22 protein-coding genes, 1 tRNA gene and 1 pseudogene are annotated in these 22,932 nt (G+C 65.3%); 11 read left to right on the plus strand and 13 right to left on the minus strand.

The features are described 5' to 3' along the window. Together SD72_RS18230 and SD72_RS08670 are read left to right on the plus strand one after the other, a co-directional pair. Window positions 1-580 (plus strand): annotated as a pseudogene (locus SD72_RS18230) (transposase); the annotation flags it as partial. 93 nt (window positions 581-673) lie between these two features. Then, window positions 674-904 (plus strand): tyrosine-type recombinase/integrase, encoded by a 231-nt coding sequence (locus tag SD72_RS08670; RefSeq protein ID WP_042544067.1) that lies wholly within the window; start codon window positions 674-676, stop codon window positions 902-904. 49 nt (window positions 905-953) lie between these two features. Here SD72_RS08670 and SD72_RS08675 read toward each other — a convergent pair. From SD72_RS08675 to SD72_RS08690, 4 genes are all read right to left on the minus strand, one after another. Continuing rightward, window positions 954-1,026: transfer RNA gene (locus tag SD72_RS08675), tRNA-Arg, on the minus strand. 236 nt (window positions 1,027-1,262) lie between these two features. Beyond that, window positions 1,263-2,000 (minus strand): NlpC/P60 family protein, encoded by a 738-nt coding sequence (locus SD72_RS16960; RefSeq protein WP_052492568.1) that lies wholly within the window; start codon window positions 1,998-2,000, stop codon window positions 1,263-1,265. 112 nt (window positions 2,001-2,112) lie between these two features. Then, the gene (gene gdhA / locus SD72_RS08685; protein ID WP_042544068.1) at window positions 2,113-3,465 is read right to left on the minus strand and encodes an NADP-specific glutamate dehydrogenase; all 1,353 of its coding nucleotides are present in this window, start codon (window positions 3,463-3,465) and stop codon (window positions 2,113-2,115) included. A gap of 100 nt (window positions 3,466-3,565) precedes the next feature. Then, the gene (locus tag SD72_RS08690) at window positions 3,566-4,255 is read right to left on the minus strand and encodes a metal-dependent transcriptional regulator (RefSeq protein ID WP_042544069.1); all 690 of its coding nucleotides are present in this window, start codon (window positions 4,253-4,255) and stop codon (window positions 3,566-3,568) included. A 160-nt stretch (window positions 4,256-4,415) separates the two neighbouring features. Here SD72_RS08690 and serC point away from each other — a divergent pair, with 160 nt between their 5' ends. The 3 genes from serC to SD72_RS08705 all read left to right on the plus strand — a co-directional run bounded on the left by serC (window position 4,416) and on the right by SD72_RS08705 (window position 6,746). After that, entirely contained in the window at window positions 4,416-5,540 is a 1,125-nt protein-coding gene (gene serC, locus SD72_RS08695) for a phosphoserine transaminase (RefSeq protein ID WP_042544070.1), read from the plus strand. Between the two features lie 155 nt (window positions 5,541-5,695). Beyond that, entirely contained in the window at window positions 5,696-6,316 is a 621-nt protein-coding gene (locus tag SD72_RS08700; RefSeq protein ID WP_052492569.1) for a TetR/AcrR family transcriptional regulator, read from the plus strand. A 64-nt stretch (window positions 6,317-6,380) separates the two neighbouring features. Next, complete coding sequence (locus SD72_RS08705; RefSeq protein ID WP_042544071.1) at window positions 6,381-6,746, plus strand: DoxX family protein; 366 nt, start codon at window positions 6,381-6,383, stop codon at window positions 6,744-6,746. 72 nt (window positions 6,747-6,818) lie between these two features. On the opposite strand, the gene rlmB is transcribed toward SD72_RS08705, so the two are convergent. The 3 genes from rlmB to phoU are packed head-to-tail and all read right to left on the minus strand — an operon-like array spanning window position 6,819 to window position 10,010. Then, complete coding sequence (gene rlmB, locus SD72_RS08710) at window positions 6,819-7,829, minus strand: 23S rRNA (guanosine(2251)-2'-O)-methyltransferase RlmB (RefSeq protein WP_042544072.1); 1,011 nt, start codon at window positions 7,827-7,829, stop codon at window positions 6,819-6,821. Beyond that, window positions 7,826-9,310 (minus strand): cysteine--tRNA ligase, encoded by a 1,485-nt coding sequence (cysS, locus tag SD72_RS08715; protein ID WP_042544073.1) that lies wholly within the window; start codon window positions 9,308-9,310, stop codon window positions 7,826-7,828. Before cysS ends, rlmB begins: the two co-directional genes overlap by 4 nt. A gap of 58 nt (window positions 9,311-9,368) precedes the next feature. Beyond that, on the minus strand, window positions 9,369-10,010 hold the full coding sequence (gene phoU / locus SD72_RS08720) for a phosphate signaling complex protein PhoU (protein ID WP_042544074.1): 642 nt from the start codon (window positions 10,008-10,010) through the stop codon (window positions 9,369-9,371). A gap of 137 nt (window positions 10,011-10,147) precedes the next feature. Between phoU and SD72_RS08725 the strand changes: the two genes are divergently transcribed. Together SD72_RS08725 and SD72_RS08730 are read left to right on the plus strand one after the other, a co-directional pair. Then, the gene (locus SD72_RS08725; RefSeq protein ID WP_084767052.1) at window positions 10,148-11,260 is read left to right on the plus strand and encodes a sensor histidine kinase; all 1,113 of its coding nucleotides are present in this window, start codon (window positions 10,148-10,150) and stop codon (window positions 11,258-11,260) included. Beyond that, complete coding sequence (locus SD72_RS08730; protein ID WP_042544076.1) at window positions 11,260-11,958, plus strand: response regulator transcription factor; 699 nt, start codon at window positions 11,260-11,262, stop codon at window positions 11,956-11,958. The genes SD72_RS08725 and SD72_RS08730 overlap by 1 nt, the downstream gene beginning before the upstream one ends. A gap of 86 nt (window positions 11,959-12,044) precedes the next feature. Here SD72_RS08730 and SD72_RS08735 read toward each other — a convergent pair whose 3' ends face one another. After that, on the minus strand, window positions 12,045-12,737 hold the full coding sequence (locus SD72_RS08735; protein ID WP_157000521.1) for a DNA modification methylase: 693 nt from the start codon (window positions 12,735-12,737) through the stop codon (window positions 12,045-12,047). A 116-nt stretch (window positions 12,738-12,853) separates the two neighbouring features. Between SD72_RS08735 and SD72_RS08740 the strand changes: the two genes are divergently transcribed. Next, window positions 12,854-13,339, plus strand: coding sequence for a CarD family transcriptional regulator (locus SD72_RS08740; RefSeq protein WP_042544077.1), 486 nt, complete (start codon window positions 12,854-12,856; stop codon window positions 13,337-13,339). 160 nt (window positions 13,340-13,499) lie between these two features. Here the strand turns inward: SD72_RS08740 and SD72_RS08745 are convergent, their stop codons facing one another. The 3 genes from SD72_RS08745 to SD72_RS08755 all read right to left on the minus strand — a co-directional run bounded on the left by SD72_RS08745 (window position 13,500) and on the right by SD72_RS08755 (window position 16,762). After that, window positions 13,500-13,850, minus strand: a complete 351-nt coding sequence (locus SD72_RS08745) for a hypothetical protein (RefSeq protein ID WP_052492570.1) — start codon at window positions 13,848-13,850, stop codon at window positions 13,500-13,502. 37 nt (window positions 13,851-13,887) lie between these two features. Further along, window positions 13,888-14,841, minus strand: a complete 954-nt coding sequence (locus SD72_RS08750; RefSeq protein ID WP_052492571.1) for an alpha/beta hydrolase family protein — start codon at window positions 14,839-14,841, stop codon at window positions 13,888-13,890. Between the two features lie 157 nt (window positions 14,842-14,998). Then, entirely contained in the window at window positions 14,999-16,762 is a 1,764-nt protein-coding gene (locus tag SD72_RS08755) for a proline--tRNA ligase (protein ID WP_042544078.1), read from the minus strand. Window positions 16,763-16,790: 28 nt separating this feature from the next. On the opposite strand from SD72_RS08755, the gene SD72_RS08760 reads away from it, so the two are divergent. Next, window positions 16,791-18,308 (plus strand): phospholipid carrier-dependent glycosyltransferase, encoded by a 1,518-nt coding sequence (locus SD72_RS08760; RefSeq protein WP_157000522.1) that lies wholly within the window; start codon window positions 16,791-16,793, stop codon window positions 18,306-18,308. 18 nt (window positions 18,309-18,326) lie between these two features. Here the strand turns inward: SD72_RS08760 and SD72_RS08765 are convergent, their stop codons facing one another. Continuing rightward, a complete protein-coding gene (locus SD72_RS08765) occupies window positions 18,327-18,995 on the minus strand; it encodes a response regulator (RefSeq protein WP_042544079.1) in 669 nt (222 codons plus the stop codon). After that, window positions 18,992-20,515, minus strand: coding sequence for a PspC domain-containing protein (locus SD72_RS08770; protein WP_232299703.1), 1,524 nt, complete (start codon window positions 20,513-20,515; stop codon window positions 18,992-18,994). The genes SD72_RS08765 and SD72_RS08770 overlap by 4 nt, the downstream gene beginning before the upstream one ends. Window positions 20,516-20,628: 113 nt before the next feature. Between SD72_RS08770 and SD72_RS08775 the strand changes: the two genes are divergently transcribed. Both SD72_RS08775 and SD72_RS08780 read left to right on the plus strand, forming a co-directional pair. After that, window positions 20,629-22,362: a PspC domain-containing protein gene (locus SD72_RS08775; protein WP_052492572.1), complete on the plus strand. Its 1,734-nt coding sequence runs from the start codon at window positions 20,629-20,631 to the stop codon at window positions 22,360-22,362. Next, the gene (locus SD72_RS08780) at window positions 22,359-22,913 is read left to right on the plus strand and encodes a hypothetical protein (RefSeq protein WP_042544081.1); all 555 of its coding nucleotides are present in this window, start codon (window positions 22,359-22,361) and stop codon (window positions 22,911-22,913) included. Before SD72_RS08775 ends, SD72_RS08780 begins: the two co-directional genes overlap by 4 nt. Window positions 22,914-22,932: the final 19 nt, after the last annotated feature.

The raw sequence follows: 22,932 nt of genomic DNA on the forward strand, positions 1-22,932 counted from the left end.
AAGCCGCGGGAGAGGCCGAAGGCCTGGCCCGCCTGTGCATGACGACCCGATGCAGCGCGAGTTCGTGACCCCTGCCCCGAACGAGTTATGGTTCTCGGACATCACCGAGCACTGGACGGGTGAAGGCAAGCTCTACCTCTGCGCGGTGAAAGACGTCTTCTCCAACCGGATTGTCGACTACTCCATCGACGCGCAAATGACCTCTTCGCTTGCGGTGAGTGCGTTGAACAACGCCGTACTACGCCGCCGAGACGTCGCAGGGTGTGCGCTGCACACAGATCGTGGATCCCCGTTCCGAAGCCGGGAACTACAGCGCGCTCTCACCGGTCACAGGATGACCGGCTCGATTGGGCGCGACGGTGCTGCGGGTGACAACGCGGCGATATAGCCGTTCTTCAGCCTGCCCAAAAAGAACGTCCTGTCCGCAACACCCGGGGGCACCCGAGACGAGCTCCGATCAGCACTCGCGGCATGAATCGAACGCACCTATCATCGACGCCGCAGACAAGACCGGTTGGGCCGTTTGACGCCGATCGAGTACGAGACCATCATGAACAAACAGATCGCACTGGCTGCCTAACCAAGCTGTCATCTGAACGTATATCCCCCTACAGGCGGGCCGAACGCTCGCACCTGGTGGAACTCAGCACTTAAGGCTGCGGGCCTGCCCTACATGCCCGTTCACGACATGAGGCACACCGCAGCGTCACTCGCCGTGAAGTCTGGCGCGCACGTCAAGATCGTTCAGAGAATGCTCGGGCACAAATCGGCTGCGATCACGCTCGACACCTACGCGGATCTCTTCGAGGATGATTTAGAGACGCTTATCGAGCGCTTGGATTCAGACATTGATACAGCAATTGTTGCCAAATCTGTTGCCATGGAAGAATCTGAGAAGAAATAAGGCCGATCCTGCCGCAGAATCATGCGGAAGTATCGGCCTAATTGTGTTGTGCCCTGGAGAGGAATCGAACCTCCGACACCTTCTTTAGGAGAGAAGTGCTCTATCCACTGAGCTACCAAGGCGGGAAGCGCCCGCTGGGCGCCAAGCAACGAGTCTAGCGCACTCGGCACCCCGGGTGCGGGGTTGCGGCGGAAATTCGCGCACCTCAGACCGGCGGTGTCGGTGCGACCACCATGGGTCGCCATGCGCACGCGCGTCGCGCACCCGCGCTGCCATGAAGAACGGGGGTCGGCGGCGGGGCCTGAACGCACAAGAGGGGCGCAGCTCGAAAGCTGCGCCCCTCTTGGATGACAAAGTGTTAGCTCATTCGCACGACCTGCGAGGGGAGCTGGCCCCACACGCTGATCGCGTCTACGACGGTGGTGCCACCGCTCCAGCCACCGTGAACTGCCTGGCCGCCACCGATGTAGACGGCGACGTGGGGCAGACCCGGCCACACGAGCAGGTCGCCCGGAGCGAGAGCAGTGGTGCCGTGAACGTAGCTCACGGTTGCGCCGTAGCGGCCGAAGTCGTTTACGCCGTGGTCGTAGCCACCTGCGTCGCGGCGCTCGGTCTGACCGATTGCTGCGAGCGAGTTCTGCACGAGGTCGGTGCAGTCCTGGCTGACGCCAACCTGCGCGAGCGCTGCAGCTACGAGGCCGCTTGCGCCCGACCCGGCTGGAACCTCAGGCGCGGCCGGAGCCTCAACCTTTTCGTCCGACTTCGCAGCCTCGAGCTCCTTCGAGCGCTCCTCGGCAGCAGCCACGAGCCTCTCGCGACGCTCCTGATCGGCGACGCTGGTGTCGACCTCGAGCGGGATGTCGTCAATCTTCGTGAGCGACGGGCCAGCGGTGACCTTGATCGTCTGCGTCTCTGCGACGGCCGCCACGGGCGCTTCCTGCGTGCTGTTTGCGTATGCGGGGAGAGCGAGCGTTCCGAACATCGCGAAAGTGAACACGGCAGCGCCGCTCACACGTGCGATCTTCTTGACCTTCGCCTTGGACGATGCTGCGGAGTCGGTCGCAGCTACGACCTCGGTACTGGGCTGTGAATTCACGAAATATCTACCTCACGTTTGCGCTTATAACCGGCCAGGAAACGGCCGGAAAGCTAAGACTTGGACAAGCCTAACCGAACATCACGAAATTGTCACGCTTAGATTACGCGGGCTAAATGACGCCCTGCTCGAGCATTGCCTGTGCCACGGTGACGAAGCCAGCTGAGTTCGCACCGAGCACGTAATCGCCTGGCTTCCCGTAGCGTTCAGAGGCCGAATAGCAGAGCTCGTGCACGTCGCGCATGATCTCGTGCAGGCGGTTTTCGCTCTTGTCGAAGTCCCAGCGGGACCGCGCGGCGTTCTGGCTCATTTCCAGCGCAGACGTTGCAACGCCGCCAGCATTCGCTGCCTTCCCAGGCGCAAACAGCACCCCGGCCTCCTGCAACAGCTCGATCGCCTCCGGCGTCGCGGGCATGTTCGCGCCCTCGGCGACGGCGCGTACGCCGTTCTTAATGAGCTCGCGCGCCGAGGCCTCATCGAGTTCGTTCTGGGTGGCACACGGGAAGGCCAGCTCGCCGCGAACGTCCCAAACGTTTCCGCCCGCGACGTAGTGTGCTCCCGGTCGGCGTTCAGCGTACTCGGAGATTCGTGCGCGCTCAGTTTCCTTGACCTGCTTGAGCAGCTCAAGGTCAATTCCAGCTTCATCGACGATGTAGCCGCTCGAGTCGGACGCGGTGATGGCACGCCCACCGAGCTGCTGCACCTTCTCAATGACGTAGGTGGCGACGTTGCCTGACCCCGAGACCACTGCGCGGCGACCCGCGACGCCTTCTCCCGCGCGAGCAAGCATTTCTTCCGCGAAGAACACTGCGCCGTAGCCAGTGGCCTCGGTGCGCACCTCTGCACCACCCCAGCCCTTACCCTTGCCGGTGAGCACGCCAGACTCGTAGCGGTGAGTGAGACGACGGTACTGCCCGAAGAGGTAGCCGATTTCGCGGGCACCAACACCGATATCGCCGGCGGGGACGTCGGTGTGCTCACCAATGTGGTGCACGAGCTCCGTCATGTAGGCCTGGCAGAAACGCATGACCTCTGCGTCGCTCTTGCCAGCCGGGTCGAAATCGGAACCGCCCTTGCCGCCGCCGATGCGCTGCGAGGTGAGGGCGTTCTTGAAGACCTGCTCGAAGCCGAGGAACTTGACCACGGACAGGTTGACGCTCGGGTGGAATCGCAACCCACCCTTGTACGGGCCAAGCGCAGCATTGAACTGCACGCGGTAGCCACGGTTCACCTGCACCTTGCCGTTATCGTCTACCCACGAAACACGGAACAGGATCTGCCGCTCGGGTTCGACGAGGCGCTCAAGGATGCCGGTTTCAATATATTCGGGGTGCTCTTCGAGCACGGGAGCGAGGGTGTCGAGCACCTCGCGGACGGCCTGGAGAAATTCAGGCTCGCCCTGGTTACGACTTTCGACGGCGTGAAGGACAGTGCTGAGGTGCGCCTCAGGTGTGGGAAGTGACAAAGCTGTCTCCTCTGGGTATCAGCTCCATTGCATAATGGGCTCGCCAAAACTGCGGGTTCGAACGCCTGCGAAAATGCATCGCATATAGACGCCGTCTCATCTATGAGACGAAAATGTGTGCCGCCACCTCCACTGGAATGTCGATAGCACCACTATTTCCCTCCACCTCGACGCGAACAGAGTCGCCAATGCGGGTGAAAGAAGCTTTGTTGCCGGGGACGACGCCGGCTGCCGCGAGCTGCGCGAGCAGCTCTGGCTCGTACTGCGCTGGTTCCGCGAGGCGGCGGATCGTCGCGCTCGGGGGGTTGTGCGGCTGGGCGATCCAGTCGGTCATGCCGCGCTCGCCACGGTTTGCCGATGGCGCGGCGACCGCGCCGAGCTCTTCAAGCCCGGGGATGCGGTTGCCGTAGGGGGAGACGGTCGGCTTGTCGAGGATGCTCAACAGCTTTCGCTCGACCTGCTCGCTCATCACGTGCTCCCAGCGACATGCCTCTTCGTGAACGAACTCCCATTCGAGGCCGATCACGTCAGCGAGTAGCCGCTCTGCGAGGCGATGCTTACGCATCACGCGAATCGCTCTGGCACGCCCCTCCTCGGTGAACTCGAGTTGCCTGTCGTCTGTGACGACGACGAGCCCCAAGCGTTCCATGCGCGCGACTGTCTGCGAGACCGTTGGTCCCGAGTGTCCGAGCCGTTCTGAGATGCGCGCGCGGAGCGGCACGATGCCTTCTTCCTCGAGTTCGAGGATTGTTCGAAGGTACATCTCGGTAGTGTCAATCAGATCCGTCAATGTATACCCCACCAGCTGTCTGCTTAGCCCCAGCTTACGACATCTCTGCGCCTCACTCACGCAAGACTTCAGCCATGCGGCAGCAGGATCGGGCCATGCGGCCCCGAATCGCGGACGACGCATGGCGACGCGGGCGTGCTTTACTCTCTAGAATTAGCCCATGCCAGCGATTGAATTGCCCTCCTCTCTTATTCCCGCAGACGGACGTTTCGGCTGCGGGCCCTCGAAGATCCGCGACGAGCAGATCGCGTTCCTCTCGAGCCTCCAGCCGAGCGTGCTTGGCACCTCGCATCGGCAGGCACCCGTAAAGAACCTCGTTGGCAGCCTGCGCGAGGGCCTCGCTGAGCTGTTCCGCGCGCCAGAGGGATACGAGATCGTCCTGGCGAACGGCGGGGCGACATCGTTCTGGGACGCTGCAGTCCATTCGCTGATCTCCCGCAGGAGCCAGCACCTCACCTTCGGTGAGTTCGGGGCAAAGTTTGGCGCGGCCGCCGCTGCGGCGCCATTCCTCGAGGAGCCGGTCATTCGCAAGGCGGAGCCTGGCTCACGTTCAGAGCTACTCCCCCAGACCGGCGTAGATGTCTACGCATACCCGCACAACGAAACGTCGACCGGCGTGATGACCGACGTGCGTCGGGCGGCCGGAGCCGATGTGGATCCTGGCGCGCTCACCGTTGTCGATGCGACGAGCGCCGCGGGCGGCATCGACTTCGACGCTTCCGAGACTGACGTTTACTACTTCTCGCCGCAGAAGAACTTTGCTTCGGATGGCGGGCTGTGGTTCGCACTTGTCTCGCCCGCGGCTATCGAGCGAATTGAGCGGCAGACGAACGGTGACCGTTACATCCCGGAGACACTGAACCTCGCTGGAGCCCTGTCGAACTCGCGCCTGAACCAGACGCTGAATACGCCTGCCCTGTCGACGCTCGCTCTCATGGATGAGCAGGTTCGGTGGATCAACGGCAACGGCGGGCTCTCGTGGGCCTCCGCCCGCACTGCGGAGTCCTCGGGCGTGCTCTACGACTGGGCAGAGCGCAGTGAAGTTGCTACCCCGTTTGTGACGGACCGTGCGCACCGCTCGCAGGTCGTTGCAACAATCGACTTTGACGACTCGATCGACGCGACGGCAATCTCGAAGGCGCTGCGCGCGAACGGCATCGTCGATACCGAGCCCTACCGCAAGCTCGGCCGCAACCAGCTTCGTGTGGCGACGTTCACGGCTATTGATCCGGACGACGTGCGCACGCTCACGGGCGCGATCGACTACGTGCTCGAGCGCCTGTAACAAGGCACCTCCACGACCGAGGGGGCCTCCTGCGTATTCGCGGGAGGCCCCCTCTGTGTCTTGCGTCGGAACAGAGCTGACACGGGGTGAGCGGAGTGCTAAACTGAACGCGTTCACTGAACTCGTTCACCCACTCCATCCGGACGGAGGCTTGAATGCTCTCACGCCGGCTTCAACGCCGCACGTCAGTTGCTCAGGTGCTCGATGCGGCCGAACGACTCTTCGCAACATTCGGGTTCGCCGACACAACAGTAAAGGACATCGCAGTTGCCGCCGGCCTCAGCGTCGGAACAGTCATGTCCGTCGGCGATAAGAATGCCCTGCTCGTTTCGGTGTTTGACGGCCACATAGCCAAGATCCACACTGCCCGGCCAGTGGAGGCTGCTACGAGTGCAATCCCGTGCGCGGAGCGACTCACGCTCCTTTTCGAGCCATTCGCAGAACTCTTCACCCAACAGCCTGCGCTCAGCCGCAGCTACGCGAGCATCCTGGTAAGCGGGCAGCACTCTTCCCGAGTGTTCTCCGAGCTCGCAGATACTCTGACAGGCGAGATCACCGAGGAACTGGCTCGCTGCGACCGAGCGGGCGGAGCAACGGACGCAACTTTGCAAACTGCCCGCGCAAGGGCGATCTACCTTGCCTACCTCGGGCTGCTGTTTACTTGGCCACCTGAGTTAGATATGGACACAGACGCACTGGTAACTGCGCTCCAGCGGCTCTCGGAATCGCACCTCCACACCTGCCGTTGCCCGGCTGGCACCGAAACCCCAGCGTGAAAAGACTCTGTCGCCTTCCCGCCTCGTCTCACACAGTCGGGAGACCCCGCGAAAGGAACAGCACATGACCTTCGTCCCCGCACCGTGGTGGGCGACTGCGCTGCTCGCGGTCGTCCTCATAGCCGACGCAGCGCTCTCACTGCGACCGCCACGGTTTATCAGCAGCTGCCTGTCGGGAGTCGGGTTTCCGCGAGACTGGTGGTGGACCCTCATCGTCATCAAGCTGCTCGCGGCGACCGGTCTGCTTGCGGGCATCTGGGTTCCTGGGGTCGCACTCGCCGCACACGTAGGGGTGATCGCTTATTTCGGCTGCGCCGTCGCCGCACACATACGGGCCAAGTTTTTTGGCGTTGCCTTTTGGTTCAACTGCCTCGGTATGCTCGCGCTCGCCATCGGAACAGCTGTGCTCGCCTTCGCAGCCCAGCTGTAGCGTTCCGACGCAGCACAAAGCCCCGGCCCGCGCGTGTAAACGCGCGGGCCGGGGCTTTGTAAACAGCTGGAGTTACTCGGCGTCCACTGCCTGGCCGGCGCGGAGCTTCGAGACCTCGTAGAGCGCAACGGACGCGGCGATGCCGGCGTTGAGCGACTCGGTCGCTGCTGAGATCGGGATCGAGACGATCGCGTCACAGGTCTCCGTGACGAGGCGGGACAGGCCCTTGCCCTCGCTACCGACGACAATCACGAGCGGACGGCCAGCAAGGTCGAGACCGGGCAGGCTGACGTCGCCGTCGCCGTCAAGACCAACAACGAAGAGCCCCTGCTTCTTGAGCTCCTTGATGGTCTGCGTGAGGTTTGTTGCACGTGCAACGGGGATCCGCGCCGCGGCGCCAGCGGAAGTCTTCCACGAGGCCGAGTTCAGGCTGGCCGAGCGGCGCTGCGGCACGATGACGCCCTGTCCGCCGAATGCGGCGACGGAGCGGATGATCGCACCGAGGTTGCGCGGGTCGGTAACACCGTCGAGCGCGACGAACAGCGGGGTCTCACCGCGGTCGAGGGTCTCCTCGAGGAGATCCATCGGGTGCGCGTACTCCATGGGCGGCACCTTGAGCACGACGCCCTGGTGCACGGTGTCCCGGTCCGTCATGCGGTCGAGCTCTTGGCGCATGACCTCAAGCACTGCGACACCGCGGTTTGTCGCGATGCGCATGATTTCACGCGTACGGTCGTCCATCTCGATGCGCGAGGCAATGTAGAGGGTCGTAGCGGGGATCTTGGTGCGCAACGCCTCGAGCACAGCGTTGCGACCGGTCACGAGTTCAGACTCGTCGGTCTTCTTGTTGCTCGGTCCACGACCGCCGCCTGATCCGCCTGCGCCGCCCTGATGGCGTGCCTTCGCAGCCTCGTAACGCTCGCGCGATGCTTTGGCCTTTGCCTTCGGGTGGTAGTCGCGGTCTTCGGCGCGCGGGGTCGGGCCGCGGCCCTCGAGTGCCTGGCGACCCTGACCTCCAGAACCGACGCCCTTACCGAGCCCCTTCTTGCGTACGGCGCCTGGGCGCCCCTTCTTGTTCGTCATATGAGGCTCCAGCGGGTTCCGTTCGGACTGTCTTCTAGGATGATTCCAGCACCAGCAAGGCGATCGCGGATCGCGTCACTCGTGGCGAAGTCTTTGTTTGCGCGTGCATCGGCACGCTGCTCGATGAGGCCGGTAATCAGCGCATCGAGCGCCGTATCGGCGGCGGCGTCTCCCGAAGCCGCGCCCCATACACTATCGCGTGGATCGAGTCCAAGCACATCGAGCATCGCGACGACCTCGATTGCGCGGTTCAGCAGCGCGTCACCATCACCGGCATCGATCGCGGTATTTCCGGCGCGAACGGCCTCGTGCAGGGCCGCGAGCGCCTGTGGGATCGCGAAATCGTCGAGCATCGCCGCGGTGAACTCAGCCGGCAACGACTCGGTGGTCGCTGCGCCGCCGAGCGGTCCGAGGTACAGCTGGGCTGCTGCCTCGCCTGCGAGCGTGTCCTCGGCTGCACCAACGATGTATTCGTGAGCGCGTGCGAGGAAGCCTTCGATCCGGTCGAAGGCGGCTGCCGCCTCTGAGAGCGAATTGGCCGAGTAGTCGAGCACGGAACGGTAGTGCGCAGCACCGAGGTAGTAGCGGAGCACGATGGGCCGGGCCTCGGCGAGTAGATCCGCTGCGAACAGCGAGTTGCCAAGCGACTTTGACATCTTCTGGCCGCCCGTGTTCACGAGGCCGTTGTGGATCCAGTACTTCGCGAACGCCTGCCCGGCAGCTGTGGACTGCGCGAGCTCGTTCTCGTGGTGCGGGAAGCGCAGGTCGAGCCCACCGCCGTGGATGTCGAAGGCGTCTCCGAGGTACCGCGCCGCCATCGCCGAGCACTCAATGTGCCAGCCGGGTCGCCCATCGCCCCATGGCGACGGCCAGGAGGCCGACTCGGGTTCGGAGCCGCGGTGCGCTTTCCACAGCGCGAAGTCGCGCGGGTCGCGCTTGCCGACGGGCTCAGAGTCCGCGGCGTCCTCCATCTGGTCGCGCTTTTGGCGCGTCAGGGTGCCATATTCTGGCCAGCTCGCGGTGTCGAAGTACACGCTCGCCGAGCCGTCGTTCGCCTGGTACGCGTGACCGCGTTCGATGAGCCGTTCGATGAGCGCGACCATCTCGCGAATGTTCGCGGTAGCGCGCGGCTCGTAGGTCGGGGCGAGGATCCCGAGCGCGTCGTATGCAGCGGTGAACTCGCGCTCGACACGGTAGGCGAGCGCCCACCACTGTTCGGTGCCGCCCGCCTCGGCCGCGAGCTGCGCGTTCGCGAGAATCTTGTCGTCAATGTCGGTGACGTTGCGAATGAGGGTGACGTCGTGGCCGGTTGCCCGGAACCAGCGCCGCATCTGGTCGTAGACGAGCGTGCTCCGCAAGTGGCCGATGTGCGGCGATGACTGCACCGTCGGCCCACAGACGTAGAGTCCGACCTTGCCCGCGTTCTGCGGGACGAAGTCGACTACTGCCTGTGCGTGCGTGTCGTAGATGCGTTGTGTCACGCCCCAAGTCTACCGTTTGCATTACCGGGGCCCCGCGAATGTTGCAAATCGGAGAGCGCTATGCGATCTCTCCCGAGAAGAAGAACTGCATCTGCTTCGCAACGCCAACCGCGTGATCACCAAACCGCTCGTGGTAGCGGCTCGCGAGCGTCGCGTCAACGAGGCCGAGCGCGTCGGCATTCACCTTGTCGCTGAGCATCTTCGTGAACACCTTCGCGTGCAACTTGTCGAGATCGTCTTCGAGGTCGCGGATCTCGATGATGATCGCGGGATCCTGTTCGCGCAGCAACCGGACGACTGCCTCGGCCATCTCCACGTCGAGCGCCCCCATTCGGGTGAAGGTCTTACGCAGCCCCTTCGGAATCGCGCTGTCCGGGTACCGGTACCGCGCGAGCTCTGCGATGTGCTCCGCAAGGTCGCTCATCCGCTCGAGCTCCGCGCTCATGCGCAGCGAGGCGACAACGAGCCTCAGGTCCGACGCAACGGGTGACTGCCTGAGCAGGATGTCGAATGCGAGCTCGTCGAGCGAGAGCGACAGCGCGTCGATCTCCTCCGAGCGCTCAATGACGTTCTCGGCGAGTTCTGCGTCAGAGTTGCCGAAGGCGGTCGTCGCCTCGCCAATTGACGCTTCGACGAGCTCTGCCATCAGAGTGAGTCGGTCTTGCAACTCGCTCAGCGACTGCTGGAATACTGCGCGCATGATGTCCTTTCGTGGCCAACCTCTTGCGTACTTACTTTCGCCGGTTACTGTGAACTAGCCGTCACTACAAGGTAAACAGTGAGCGAACTCTTCACTACCGTGTGCGCGGATGGTTCGCTCCCGTTTACGATGAAGACATGCTCCCGCTTGCCGAGCTTCCACAGCTCCATGGCCTTCCCGAGACCGCCACTGCGATCCTCGATGGTCTTGACGCGTTCGCCGTCATCCTCGACCGAGACCTCACCGCCGTCTACGCCAATGATGTCGCCAGACGGAGCGAGACCCCCACCGAGCTCGGTCTGCTCCGCACGATCGAGTTCCAGATCCGCGCACGCCGCGTTCTCGAGACAGGCACCCCCTCTCACCGCGACCCGCAGCCGGCTGACCCGGGAGCCCCCGTACGCACCCATGTCGTGCGCATCGAGCACGACTTTCTCGTTGTCATCGCGGAAGACCTCGGAGAGGCGCAGCGGCTCACCGCAATGCGGCGTGACTTCATCGCCAACGTCTCGCACGAGCTGAAGACCCCCATAGCCGCCGTCGGCCTCCTCGCCGAGGCGGTCAAGGAAGCCGCCGACGACCCCGAGCTGGTGCGCGAGTTCGCTGCGAGCCTGGTGAAGGAATCCAAACGGCTCGCCGACCTCTCGCGCGACATCATCCAGCTTTCAGAGGCACAGTCCACACTGCGCCCCGAGCACCTCGAAGAGGTCGATCTGCGGGCCGTCGTCGACGAGGAAATCGACGCCCACGAGAGCTTCGCTGAGCGGCGCGGCGTGAGCCTCTTCTTCATCGACAGCTCCAACCTCAAACGATCCGCTGCGATCCACGGGCGAGCGAGTGCGATCTCGAGCGCCGTCGCGAACATCCTCAGCAATGCGATCCGCCACTCCCCCGAGGGCGCCTCGGTGCGGATCCGCATCGCGCACAAGAAGCGTCACTTCACCATCACCATCACCGATTCCGGGCCGGGCATTCCACCCGAACACCTCGAGCGCATTTTCGAGCGCTTTTACCGCGTCGACGGCGCACGCAGCCGCGAGGACGGCGGTACGGGTCTTGGGCTCAGCATCGCCAGGCACTCCCTGCGCGCACACGGTGGCGACGTCACGGTGCGCTCAACGCCCGGCGAGGGATCCCGGTTCACGCTCTCATTCCCCCTGAACGATATTCCGAAGAAGAAACGTGCCAAGCGAGTGAAACGCACGCGCAAAGCCCTCCAGCAGCTCACAGACACGAAAGGACGCTCGTAGTGTCCCCAAATATCCTCCTCGTCGAAGACGAAGAGTCAATCTCCAAGCCGCTCGCCTTTCTGCTCGAGCGCGAGGGATACAGCGTCTCAGTCGTCGACGACGGCAACAGCGCTGTGCGGGCGTTCAACACACACGGCGCGGACCTCGTGCTGCTCGATCTCATGCTCCCAGGGCTGCCGGGAACCGAGGTGTGCCGAGAGATTCGACAGCGCTCGCAGGTGCCCATCATCATGCTCACAGCGAAGGACAGCGAAATCGACATCGTCGTTGGGCTCGAGCTCGGCGCTGACGACTACGTGACAAAGCCATATTCGACGCGCGAGCTACTCGCACGCGTTCGCGCTGCGCTGCGCCGAGCGGTGCCCGTCGAGGATCAGGCAACGGATGACGACGAGGACGGTGGCGCACTCGAGTCAAACGGGGTACGTCTCGATACCGACAGGCACACCGTGACCGTGCGCGGTACGGAGATCGCTATGCCGCTGCGCGAATTCGAGCTGCTCGAGCTCCTCATGCGTCACAGCGGTCGGGTGCTCACCCGCGGCCAGCTCATCGACCGGGTATGGGGCTCTGACTACTACGGCGACACCAAAACGCTTGACGTGCATGTCAAGCGTGTCCGCTCACGCATCGAGGAGGAGCCGGCACAGCCCAAGCTCATCTCGACCGTCCGCGGCGTCGGCTACCGCTTCGGCTAACCCAGCTGAGACGCGAAACGGGCGCCAGGCGAGATTCTCGCTTGGCGCCCGTTTCGTGAGCCTGTCGGCAAAGCCGAGTAGTGCTGCTAGTCGGACTTCGTCGTGGCGGAATCCTGCAAGCTCAAGCGCTCAGTGAATTCGGCGACCGACTCGCCTGCAGCCTCAGCTGCGGCTTCGATCTCTTCCTCGGTCATCGCGGCGAGCTGCTCTGCGGTGATGTCGCCGAGCTGGCCGACGCCGGCCGGGAGCACGTAGTCCTGGTATTCCTTGAGCGTGCCATCGAGCAGCGGGATGTACTCGACAAGGTCGCCCGTGCCGTTGATGGTGAAGTACGTCTTCACCGTCTGACCGGCCTGCAGCCCACCGAGCGTTGCGACGATGACTTCCTCATCGCTTGCCGGGTTGCCGAACGAAGTAGTTCCGTCCGGGGCGACGAACTCGACGGACGCGTCTGCGCCCTCGCTGTTCATGTTGAGCGACACCTGCGCGGGAGCTCCCGTGTTGTTCACCGCGGTGAACACCAGGTTGAAGTTTTCGCCCGTCTCGTCTGCGACGAGGATGATGTTCCGAAGCGCAACGCCTTCAGAGGTGACCTGCACGCCGTCGCTTGGGGCGTATTCGACGCCTGTTGCGTTGTGGGCAATGAGGCTGCACCCGCTCATACCGAGCGTGAGCGCTGCTGCAAGCGCGAGTGAAGCGGCGATCCGATTCTTCAAGAGGGCCTCCGAGCCGTGGATGAACTGAAACGTGCGCGCCCGAAGCACGCAGACCTGTGTCAATACTATCCCCCGAGAGGGTCACTTGCGACCCGACAGCACCGCATCGCAAGATACACCAGCCTCCGGGCAGCGAGCTGTGGTATTCTAGTGGTTGGTTTAACACAAGGAGCAACTCGATGCAATTTGAGGTCGGAGAGACCGTCGTCTACCCCCACCACGGCGCAGCCAAGATCATCGAGGTGAAGAAGCGCAAACTCGGAGGCGAGGAGAAGCTCTTCCTGAAGCTTCAGGTCGATCAGGGAGACCTGACGATCGAGGTGCCTGCAGAGAACTGCGACCTCGTTGGCGTTCGCGACGTCATTGACCAGGAAGGCCTCAAGGAGGTGTTCGAGGTGCTCCGCACTCCGTTCACCGAGGAGCCGACGAACTGGTCACGTCGCTTCAAGGCAAACACCGAGAAGCTTGCCTCTGGTGATGTCATCAAGGTTTCCGAGGTCGTTCGCGACCTGTGGCGCCGCGACCAGGAGGTTCGCTCGCTCTCAGCTGGAGAGAAGCGAATGCTCGCCAAGGCCCGTCAGATTCTCGTGTCAGAGCTTGCGCTCGCCGAGAAGACCGACGAGGAGAAGGCTGGCCTGATCCTCGACGAGGTACTCGCTTCCTAACCAGAGAAGTTGTGCGCTGCGCGCACCCAGATGGCCCCGATCGTGCACCGCACGGCCGGGGCCATCGGCTTATGCGCGCGCTGCGCGCTGCGCAGGCCGGGCAGCATCACGCCCCGCCGCACCCCACCCCTGACAACCAGCACTCCGCCCGCCCGGGGATTCAGCCCATGCGAAGCTCACTAGGGCTCGGTTGCGTGAGTGTCCTGCGCGAGTTGAAGAGATCCGGCCGCCCGTAGTCGGCGTAGCTCACGGTGACCTCACCCGGACGCGCCTCGACGATCCGCACGGTCACCCAGTCCTCACCCTCGCGAGCCTCCCAGCGCTCGGCGAGGTATCCGAGGCCGTTGCCCAACAAGAACGCTTCGGCAGCGGCTCTGGATCGCGGCGTAGCGAGCGGCGACCCGAACACCGCGCATGGCACCCAGAGGCCCGGCTCGGATTCCCGGAGCTGGCCAATCAGTTCGCCGTCGTCACGGTACACCTCGCCTGCGCGGCCTGCGTGTTCAGACATGCTGCTCCTCCGATCCACTTACGCAATACCTACTCCCTTACGTGTGTTCGCTCGCATTCGGCTCCGCGCGGCCTCCCAATGCGCCGCCGCGGAGCCAGTCGACCGATGGCGCCCACAGCGAATCCCTGAACCGATCGTGGAAGACGCCGAGGTGACCGATCTCTTCGACCCCGAGCTCCGCGGGCGAAACCGAGCACCGTTCGATGCTCGCGCTGCGCAAGTAGCCGAGGAGCCGTTCGGTGGCTGCCCCCGTCGCGAATGGATCGTCGGTTGCGGCAACCGCGAGGACATCGAAGTCGAGCGTTGACACACGCTCCATCACCTCGCGCCCACCCCGCCCTATGGTGTCAGCAAAGTTCGCCCGGCCCCGAGCCCAATCGAAGGCAACACCACGCGGCATGTCCTCCATCCAGCCGAGCCTGCGCCCGGGCAGGTAACCTGCGGCTGCCGCAACTGCCGGCATCGCGAGGTGCCAGCGAAACAGTGCCCGCGGGTTCCGTGCCGCGTAGTCCCGCCAGTGCGCATGCTGCGCACCCACCATGAGGAGGCGCTCGACCGCGGCAGCACGCGGCGCAATACACACCCCGATCCCTCCGAAGCTGTGCCCAACAGCGACGATCCTTCTGCCCGGCCCATCGCCCTCCGCCCAGGCGATAACCGCATCGATATCGAGGGTGCCCCACTCGTGCCACCGGGTGCGCATCGCTCTGAGGCCTGCGGAGCCGCCAGCCGGGGCGGACCGGCCGATCCCCCGATAGTCAGCCACCACCGCTGCCACACCCCGCGACGCGAGGTAGTCGGCGTAGCGCCAATAGTACGACGCCTTTGCGCCGGTCGCCGTTGTGATGACCGCGGTGACACCGAGGTCCGTCCCCGCGTGCGGCCTGAATACGCGACCGGCAAGGCGGTAACCGTCGGCGCAGGGAATCGAGACGTCGACGCCCGGCTTCTTGGCCTGCCGCGTGTGCTCCGCGGGCTCGTTCACGCTCATGCTGCCCCTCCGTCGGTGTGGGGCAATCGTAACCCGGTGTTGCGCAGCACAACAGAACGGCTTGGGTGTGCGACTAAGTCACACACCCAAGCCGTTCTGTACAACCGGGTGCCACCGGGGCCCGCCGGGTCCCGCCAGCGCGAGGCGAGCTGCCGCCCTACGCGAAGAGCGCGGGAACCTCCGACAGGGCGACCTTCTCCTTGGTGCCGGCGGCGCGGTCCCAGACCTCGGCGAAGCCCTCGGCTGCGTCGCGGCCGACGACGACAACGCGTGGCACCCCGATGAGCTCGGCGTCGCCAAACTTCACGCCTGGCGAGACCTTCGGGCGGTCGTCGAACATCACGTCGACGCGAGCGTCTGCGAGGGTCGCAACGAGCGACTCGGCGATCTCGATGATCGCGGGGTCCTTGCCGGTCGCCACAACGTGCACGTCGAACGGCGCGATCGCGCGTGGCCAGAGGAGGCCGCGCTCGTCGTTGTTGAGCTCAGCGAGCGCCGCGAGGATGCGGGTGACGCCGATGCCGTACGAGCCCATGGTCACGGTGACAAGCTTGCCGTTCTCGTCGAGCACCTTGAGGCCGAGCGCGTCGGCGTACTTACGGCCGAGCTGGAAGACGTGGCCGATCTCCATGCCGCGCGCGGTCTCGATGGGGCCAGAGCCGTCGGGTGCGGGGTCACCCTCGCGCACGGTAGCGATCTCGGCGACGCCGTCTGCCGTGAAGTCGCGGCCGGCGACAAGGAAGGCGACGTGCTTCTCGTGCTCGTTTGCGCCCGTGATCCAGGTGGTCCCTGGCACGACGCGGGGATCGAGCAGGTACTGCACGCCCGAGGAGCCCTCGAGGCCGAGTACGGGTGCGCCGGCGGCGCCAGGCCCGATGTAGCCCTTGACGAGGCCGGGGTGCTTCGCGAAGTCTGCTGCCGTTGCTGGCTCGACCTCGCAGTTCGGGAACGCAACCTCGACGCGCTTCATGTCCGCGTCGCGGTCGCCCGGAATACCGACGACGACGAGCGAGCGCTCGCCCTCAAGGTCGGTGACGGCGAGCACGACGTTCTTGAGCGTGTCGGCGGCGGTCCACGCGCGACCGTCCTCGCGCGGCAGCACGGCGTTCGCGTGCGCGACGAGGGTGTCAATCGTTGGGGTGTCTGGCGAATCGAACACGACGGCCGCTGGCTGCCCCTCAATGGGGAGCGACTCGGGGATCGGGGTCGCGTACGCCTCGACGTTGGCCGCGTAACCGCCTGCCGAGCGCACGAAGGTGTCCTCGCCGATCGCGATGGGCAGCAGGAACTCCTCCGAGCGCGATCCACCCATTGCGCCGGCATCAGCGGCGACGATGACGTATTCGAGGCCGAGGCGCGTGAAGATGCGCTCGTACGCATCGCGCTGCTTCTGGTAGGCGGCGTCGAGGCCCTCGTCGGTGGTGTCGAACGAGTACGCGTCCTTCATCGTGAACTCGCGGCCGCGCAGCAGTCCTGCGCGGGGGCGTGCCTCGTCGCGGTACTTGTCCTGGATCTGGAAGAGCTGCAGCGGCAGGTCCTTGTACGACGTGACGATGTCCTTCACGAGGGTCGTGAAGACTTCCTCGTGGGTGGGCGCGAGGAGGTAGTCGGCGCCGTGCCGATCCTTCAGGCGGAACATGTTGTCGCCGTATTCCTCCCAGCGACCGCTCGCCTCGTACGGCTCGCGCGGCAGCAGCGCCGGGAAGTGCACCTCGTGGGCGCCAGCGGCGGCCATCTCCTCGCGAACGATCTGCTCGATCTTCGCCTTCACCCTGAGGCCGAGTGGCAGCCAGGCAAACACGCCCGGCGCCTGGCGCCGGATGTAGCCCGCCCGCAGGAGCAGTTTGTGGCTTCGGGCCTCCTCATCAGAGGGGTCCTCGCGCAGAGTCTTAAGAAAGTATGAGCTGAGCCGTGTGATCACTCTCCCATGCTAGCCGTAGGCTGAGCATATGCCGGGCAGATTGCACAGGCGTTCGCGCGTTATCGCCACCATCGGTGTCTTCGCTGTGCTCGCACTCGCAGCGCTGTTGCGGTTCTGGGCGCTCGGCAGGCCAGGCACGCTCGTGTTCGACGAGCTCTACTACGTGCGCGACGCCGTCACACAGCTCGCCAACGGATTCCCTACGTCGTGGCCAGACGACGACCCGAGCATGGCGACCCCATTCACGGACGACGCTTCGTTCGCGGTTCACCCGCCACTGGGGAAGTGGATCATTGCCCTCGGACTCCTCGTGTTTGGCGATGGCAGCTGGGGGTGGCGCGCTGGAGTGGCACTCACGGGCGTGGTGACGGTCGGGCTCACCATGCTGCTCGGGTGGCGGATCAGTCGAAGCACGGTTGTCGCACTCCTCGCGGGCCTGTTTCTCGCGGTCGACGGCGTCCACGTGGTGCTGACCAGGGTCGGATTGCTCGACGGCATTCTTGCGGCGTTTGTCGTGCTCGGCGCGTTGTTCATGTGGCGCGACCATGAGCGGGTCGTGGATCGCACTCGGCTCACCGCCTCCGGAATCGCGGTGCAGTGGTCGAGGCCGTGGTTGTTCGCTGCCGCGATTGCGTTCGGTTGCGCCGCGTCGGTGAAGTGGTCTGGGCTCTACCCACTCGCTGCATTCCTGCTCCTCACCGCAGCGCGCGACCTGCTGGTGCGGGTTGTTGCCGCGAGGGAGGCAGCGCGGACGCTCGGGGTCACCGCCGATCTTGCGCTGCACCGGCACGCGAGCACAGCCCGAGCGCTAGGGCGATGGACGCGGCAGGCGTTCGCGACAGGTGTGATTGCGTTGCCAACCGCCGCGGCCGTGTACGTCGCGAGCTGGGCCGGGTGGATCCTGACAACTGGCGGCTGGGGCCGCGCGGACGGGCCGTGGCCAAGCGCGCTTTGGCAGTACCACGTCGGCATGTTCGAGTGGCACTCCACGCTGTCTGCGCCCCACCCGTATCAGGCGCATCCGCTCTCCTGGCCACTGGGGCTCCGCCCCACCGCGATGTACCACGAGGTCCTTGACGGCGGGCTCACCGCAACCATCTCGCCGCTGCCGAACATCCTCATCACCTGGGGCGGCGTTGCTGCGCTCATCCTCCTCACCATCTGGGGCTTCAGGGCACTCATGCGCCCACGGGAGCTCGTGCGACGGAGCCCGGTGCTCGGGGCAGGCGCGTTCGCTGCCGCGTTCGTCGTCACCGGCTACCTGTCTGGCTGGCTGCCGTGGGTGCTCACCCTTTCCCGTTCGGCCGTGTTTCAGTTCTATGCGGTGGTGCTCACACCGTTCTCCGCGGTCGCCCTGGCGCTCGTGATCGGAGTGATTTGTCGCCGTCGCGGCGGTCGCGACGAGGTCGCCGGCAGGCGGATCGCTGTCGGGATCTTCGTCGCCGCAGCAGTGATTGTCTCGGTGCTGTTCTTCCCCGTCTGGTCGGCCATGCCCGTCCCAGAGTGGTTCTGGCGCTGGCATCTGTGGCTCCCTGGTTGGGTCTAGCCAGGTTCGGGTGTGCGGCTACAGCAGACGCTTCGAGAGCGCCCAGGCGGTGAGCTCGTGTCGGTTCGAGAGCTGCAGCTTACGCAGCACGCTCGACACGTGAGTCTCCACGGTCTTGACGGAGAGGAAAAGCTCCGCCGCGACCTCCTTGTAGGCATAGCCGCGTGCGATCATGCGCATGACCTCCTGCTCACGCGCGGTGAGCCGGTCGAGCTCGTCATCGGCAGCGGCAGTCTCTCCGAGTCCCGTGCCGAACGCGTCGAGCACGAATCCCGCGAGGCGAGGTGAGAAGACCGCGTCGCCGCCCCGCACGCGGAGCGCGGCGGCCGTGACCTCAGCGCCGGAAGCTGTCTTGGTGAGGTAGCCGCGCGCTCCGGCCCTGATCACGTTGACGACGTCGTCCGCAGCGTCTGAGACGCTGAGGGCGAGGAACTTGGTTGCCGGTGTGACTGCGGCGAGGCGCTGCAGTACCTCGGCACCGCCCCCGCCAGCGCCTCCCGGAAGGTGCACGTCGAGCAGCACGACGTCTGGCGCGACACCCGGGATCAATGCGACGGCCTCGTCGACGGTAGCGGCTTCGCCAACGACCTCGATCTCTTGGCCGAGCTCGGCACGCAGGCCGGTGCGAAAAATCTGGTGATCGTCGACGATCACGACGCGGATCGCCGCGGGGCTCTCTTCGGTCACGGTGACACTCCTGCCCCTGCGTCTCCGGCAGGCTCTGGTTTTTGCTCGCGCGGCATCTCCAGCCGCACGGAGGTCCCGGTTCCACCCGGACCAGGGACAATCTTCGCAGTTCCACCTGCGCGGGCCATTCGACCGAGGATCGAATCGCGAACACCCATGCGTCCCTCTGGGAGGTGAGCGGGGTCAAGCCCTGGCCCGCGGTCCGTGACGTCGATCGACACTCGCGCTGCCGTAACCTCGGCGAACACCGTGACCTCTCCCCCGGCGTGCCTTGCCGCGTTGAGCATGGCTTCCCTGGCCGCTGCGACGATCGGCTCAGGGACGACGACCTCGGCGCCGACACCGACGGTCTCAAAACGAACCGGGTGCGCGTCCTCCAGTGCAGCTGCGTGCCCGCGAAGCGCTTCCAGTGCGGTCTCCTTCGGGGCGGCGCTGCCGCCGTCCGCCGCACGGAACAACCACTCACGAAGCTCACGCTCCTGCCCCCTGGCGATGCGCGAGACCTCACTGCCAGGGGCCGAGCGCTGCTGAATGAGCGCGAGCGTCTGGAGCACGGAGTCGTGCAGGTGTGCGGCGATCTCCGAACGTTCCGCCTCGCGTTCGCGGCCAGCGCGCTCAGCAATGAGTTCACGATTCAGGCGCAACAACCACGGGGCGATTGCGAGGGCCACGCCGGCCAATGCGGCGAGCGCTGCGGCCATCACCGTCCAAATGTTCGGGCTCTCTGCGGTGACGAAGAACATCAGCACGCCGACGGCGACAAGCGAGAGCGCGCCAAGCACTCTCGGCACCTGGTTGCGGTCAGGCCGATTGCGGTCGGCGATCTGCCACCAAGTGAGACCGACTCCGACGAGTACCGCGAGACCCGGCAGGATCACCGAGAGTCTGAGCGCGACCCCGAGCTGCTGTACAACGAGAAGTATCCCGACGATGAGCAGGCATGCCCCAAAGAGCAGTTCTGCGACGGGCAAGCGTGGGCGTTGACGCCCCTGTTGGCCCGGCGCATCGCCGGTGTGCGCGGCGGCTGGGTCAGCCTTCGGCGGTGATTGTGCAGGGCCCAGTTGCCGGGTTAACGCTGGTTGCGGCACCGCCGACTCCGCCCTTGCCGGCGGCACCGGCTGTGGCCCCGCCTGCGCTTGCCCTGCCTGCGCTGGTCCTGCAGGCCTTGGCGGCGCCAGGTACGGCGCTGACGGCGTTCCACGGGGCACGGATCCCGCCGGTTGGGCTGTTGGTTCTGGTCGAGCCCGCCCGCCGCGATCGCCCTGGGTGCCGCTCGGCCGCGTGAGCGCGCGCCGCATCGGAGCGACATTGGGTTCGGTGCTTTCGAGCGGCACTGTCACCCAGAGCCAGGCGTACAGCAGCACACCGGCGCCACCGGCGAGGACCAGCACGGCCATCGTGATCCGCACGGCGATCACCGGAACGCTGAGATGCTCAGCGAGCCCACCGCACACCCCTGCAAGGAGGCGATCCGTCGCCGAGCGCGTGAGCATACGCGGTCGCGGCTGTGTACTCATCATGTGTCCATCAAAGCACCCGCGGGGCTCGCTCGCCTCCCTCAGGGGTGTCATTCAGGGTCAGATCAGGGTGAACCCTTATGGCCGCATCTGTGGGTTCAAGGCAGACTCAGAGTATGAACCACACACCTCCTCCCAGCGGTGCCCAGCAGAACACCCCGTTCGGCGCCGGATTCTTCACGTGGATCCGCGGCCTCGGCATTGGCCGCGGCACCGACCGCTGGTTCGCCGGCGTCGCGGGCGGCATCGCCCTTCGGGCCGGTATCGACCCCATCATCGTGCGCGGTATCTTCATCGTCCTCGCGCTACTCGGCGGACCGGGCATCGTGCTCTACCTCGTCGGGTGGCTCCTCCTGCCAGACCAGGGCGGGCGCATTCACCTTGAGGAGGTCTTCCGGGGGCGAGCGGGGGCCGCGGCCATAGTAGCTACGGTCGCGGCTGGCATCTTCGTCGTCTTCCCCATGCTGTTTAGAGTGTTCGGCATTGGCGTGTACGGCGGGTGGAGCCTGTGGAACGTCATGGGCATGCCGCACTGGCTCTCGACGACGATCTCAGTGTTCGCCTGGATCGCGGTCATCGCGGGTATTGCCGTGCTCCTCAGCCGCGTATTCCTCGAACGCGGGCGCCGTGTGAACACGGAAACCGCTGGCGCAGCCAGCCCGCAGGCAGCGCCGTTCTCAGCGCCCGCAGAGCCGACAGCCGGGCCAACTCCGGCACCCCCGTACCAGGCGAGTCAGTTCGCTGCCTCCCCCACCTCTGGGGCATGGCACCCAGCCCCGTCGAACACGGCTGACGCTCCTGCCGCAGCCGACACCGCCTTCGCCGACACCGCACCGCCGACGACCAGTGCGCCAGGCGATGGCACCCAACCGCCGCACGAGCAGCAAGCCGATTGGGCGACGCGCGTCGCAGCGAGTGCCGACCGGGCCGGCGAGAAGGCCGTTCGCTGGAGCGAAGACGTTGGCAAGCAGGCGGACGAGTGGAGCGCACGGTACGCGCAGCAGCACGACTTCACCCGGCTCGGTGCGGCGCACGTCGTCATCACGCTCGCGTTCGCACTGCTCGCAGCCGGCACCGCAGCGTTCATCGCATTCGACAGGCAAGTCGGCTCAGATTTGGTGCTCACCGCAGCGCTGCTCGGAGCAACGGGAGTGCTCGCTGTCTCGCTCATCATCGCTGGCGTTCGGGGCCGCAAGACCGGCTGGGTCGGGTTGCTCGCGATCTGCGGAGTCATCGCTCTGCTCTTCACGTCGGTGCTCCCCGCTGGTACCCGATTCCAGCCGTTCGGCAGCATGAACGTGAGCACCACCGCCCCGAGCAGCGTGATCATCGCTGGAAGCAGTGAGCTCGACCTCACGGCGCTCGATGGCAGCGGCACCACCGAAGATCTCGATCTGTGGCACCTCACCGGGGTCTCCGTGATTACACTCCCCAAAACCGAACCGGTGGTCCTCACTATCCGCATGTTGGCCGGCGCCATCGACGCCTCGGAGGCAAAGCCCGACGGAGAACGATCCGCAGGGCCGCTGCTCTCCCGCACGATCGACACCCGCGTCGATGCCAGCGAACCGGCGACGCGAGTGAACGTGTACATGATCGCGGGCAGTATTCGGGTCGAAGGGACTGCAACCGGTGCCACACGGGCGCAGCTCCCCGAGGCTCCCGGCACGACTCCTGAGCTGCGCGCCGAGCTACGTGATGAGCTCTCGGCGCTCCGTGCCGAGGAGGAATCGCTCATCACCGAACTCGAGGGGTCGGAGCTCTCCGCAGCACACGAGGCACGGCTCGAAAATACGCTTGAATTCACGCGCGACGAGATCGCCAAGCTAGAAAAGGAGCTCGTACGATGAGCACCGAACACGCGACAGGGCCAGAGCCCGAAGCCACTCCTCCCGTGCCACCGGCGCCGGAAACGGCACAGCCCACAGAGACGGCACAGCCCGCAGAGTCGGCACAGCCCACAGAGAAGGTGGACCCGACAGCAACTGCACCGTTAACGGAAACGGTGCAGCTGACAGAAGCCGCACCGGCCGTAGAGGGAACACAGCCGCTGCAACCGGCTCAGCCGGCGGGCGACGTCGCGCAGCCGTGGCTGTCCGCGCCCCCGGTGCCACCAGCACCATCTGGCCCACCCGTCCCACCCGTTCAGACGCAACATCAGCAGCCTGGGCAGGTAGCAGCGCCTCAGCCTGCGGGGCGCGTCAAGAAGCCAAGCCCGCGCACGAGCCCCATCGTGTGGGGAGCGCTCATCCTGGTGTTCTGCGCCTACGTCGCGGTCGTCGCCGTCGGCGGGTACATTGACCCGGTCGGGTGGATCATCACCACGATCATCGGCCTTGGCGCGCTGCTGCTGATCGTTGGCGTCGCGGTACTCGTGCGCACCTCACGCGAACGCGACTGACGCCCGCCACGCTGGCTCG

The sequence above is a fragment of the Leucobacter komagatae genome (genome assembly GCF_000834055.1).
Taxonomy (GTDB): Bacteria; Actinomycetota; Actinomycetes; order Actinomycetales; family Microbacteriaceae; genus Leucobacter; species Leucobacter komagatae_A.

Coding starts and splice junctions, on each gene's coding strand:
- SD72_RS08670 (WP_042544067.1), top strand. CDS start 674: ATGCCCGTTCACGACATGAGGCACACCGCAGCGTCACTCGCCGTGAAG.
- serC (WP_042544070.1), top strand. CDS start 4,416: ATGCCAGCGATTGAATTGCCCTCCTCTCTTATTCCCGCAGACGGACGT.
- SD72_RS08700 (WP_052492569.1), top strand. CDS start 5,696: ATGCTCTCACGCCGGCTTCAACGCCGCACGTCAGTTGCTCAGGTGCTC.
- SD72_RS08705 (WP_042544071.1), top strand. CDS start 6,381: ATGACCTTCGTCCCCGCACCGTGGTGGGCGACTGCGCTGCTCGCGGTC.
- rlmB (WP_042544072.1), bottom strand. CDS start 7,829: ATGACGAACAAGAAGGGGCGCCCAGGCGCCGTACGCAAGAAGGGGCTC.
- phoU (WP_042544074.1), bottom strand. CDS start 10,010: ATGCGCGCAGTATTCCAGCAGTCGCTGAGCGAGTTGCAAGACCGACTC.
- SD72_RS08725 (WP_084767052.1), top strand. CDS start 10,148: ATGCTCCCGCTTGCCGAGCTTCCACAGCTCCATGGCCTTCCCGAGACC.
- SD72_RS08740 (WP_042544077.1), top strand. CDS start 12,854: ATGCAATTTGAGGTCGGAGAGACCGTCGTCTACCCCCACCACGGCGCA.
- SD72_RS08745 (WP_052492570.1), bottom strand. CDS start 13,850: ATGTCTGAACACGCAGGCCGCGCAGGCGAGGTGTACCGTGACGACGGC.
- SD72_RS08750 (WP_052492571.1), bottom strand. CDS start 14,841: ATGAGCGTGAACGAGCCCGCGGAGCACACGCGGCAGGCCAAGAAGCCG.
- SD72_RS08760 (WP_157000522.1), top strand. CDS start 16,791: ATGCCGGGCAGATTGCACAGGCGTTCGCGCGTTATCGCCACCATCGGT.
- SD72_RS08770 (WP_232299703.1), bottom strand. CDS start 20,515: ATGATGAGTACACAGCCGCGACCGCGTATGCTCACGCGCTCGGCGACG.
- SD72_RS08775 (WP_052492572.1), top strand. CDS start 20,629: ATGAACCACACACCTCCTCCCAGCGGTGCCCAGCAGAACACCCCGTTC.
- SD72_RS08780 (WP_042544081.1), top strand. CDS start 22,359: ATGAGCACCGAACACGCGACAGGGCCAGAGCCCGAAGCCACTCCTCCC.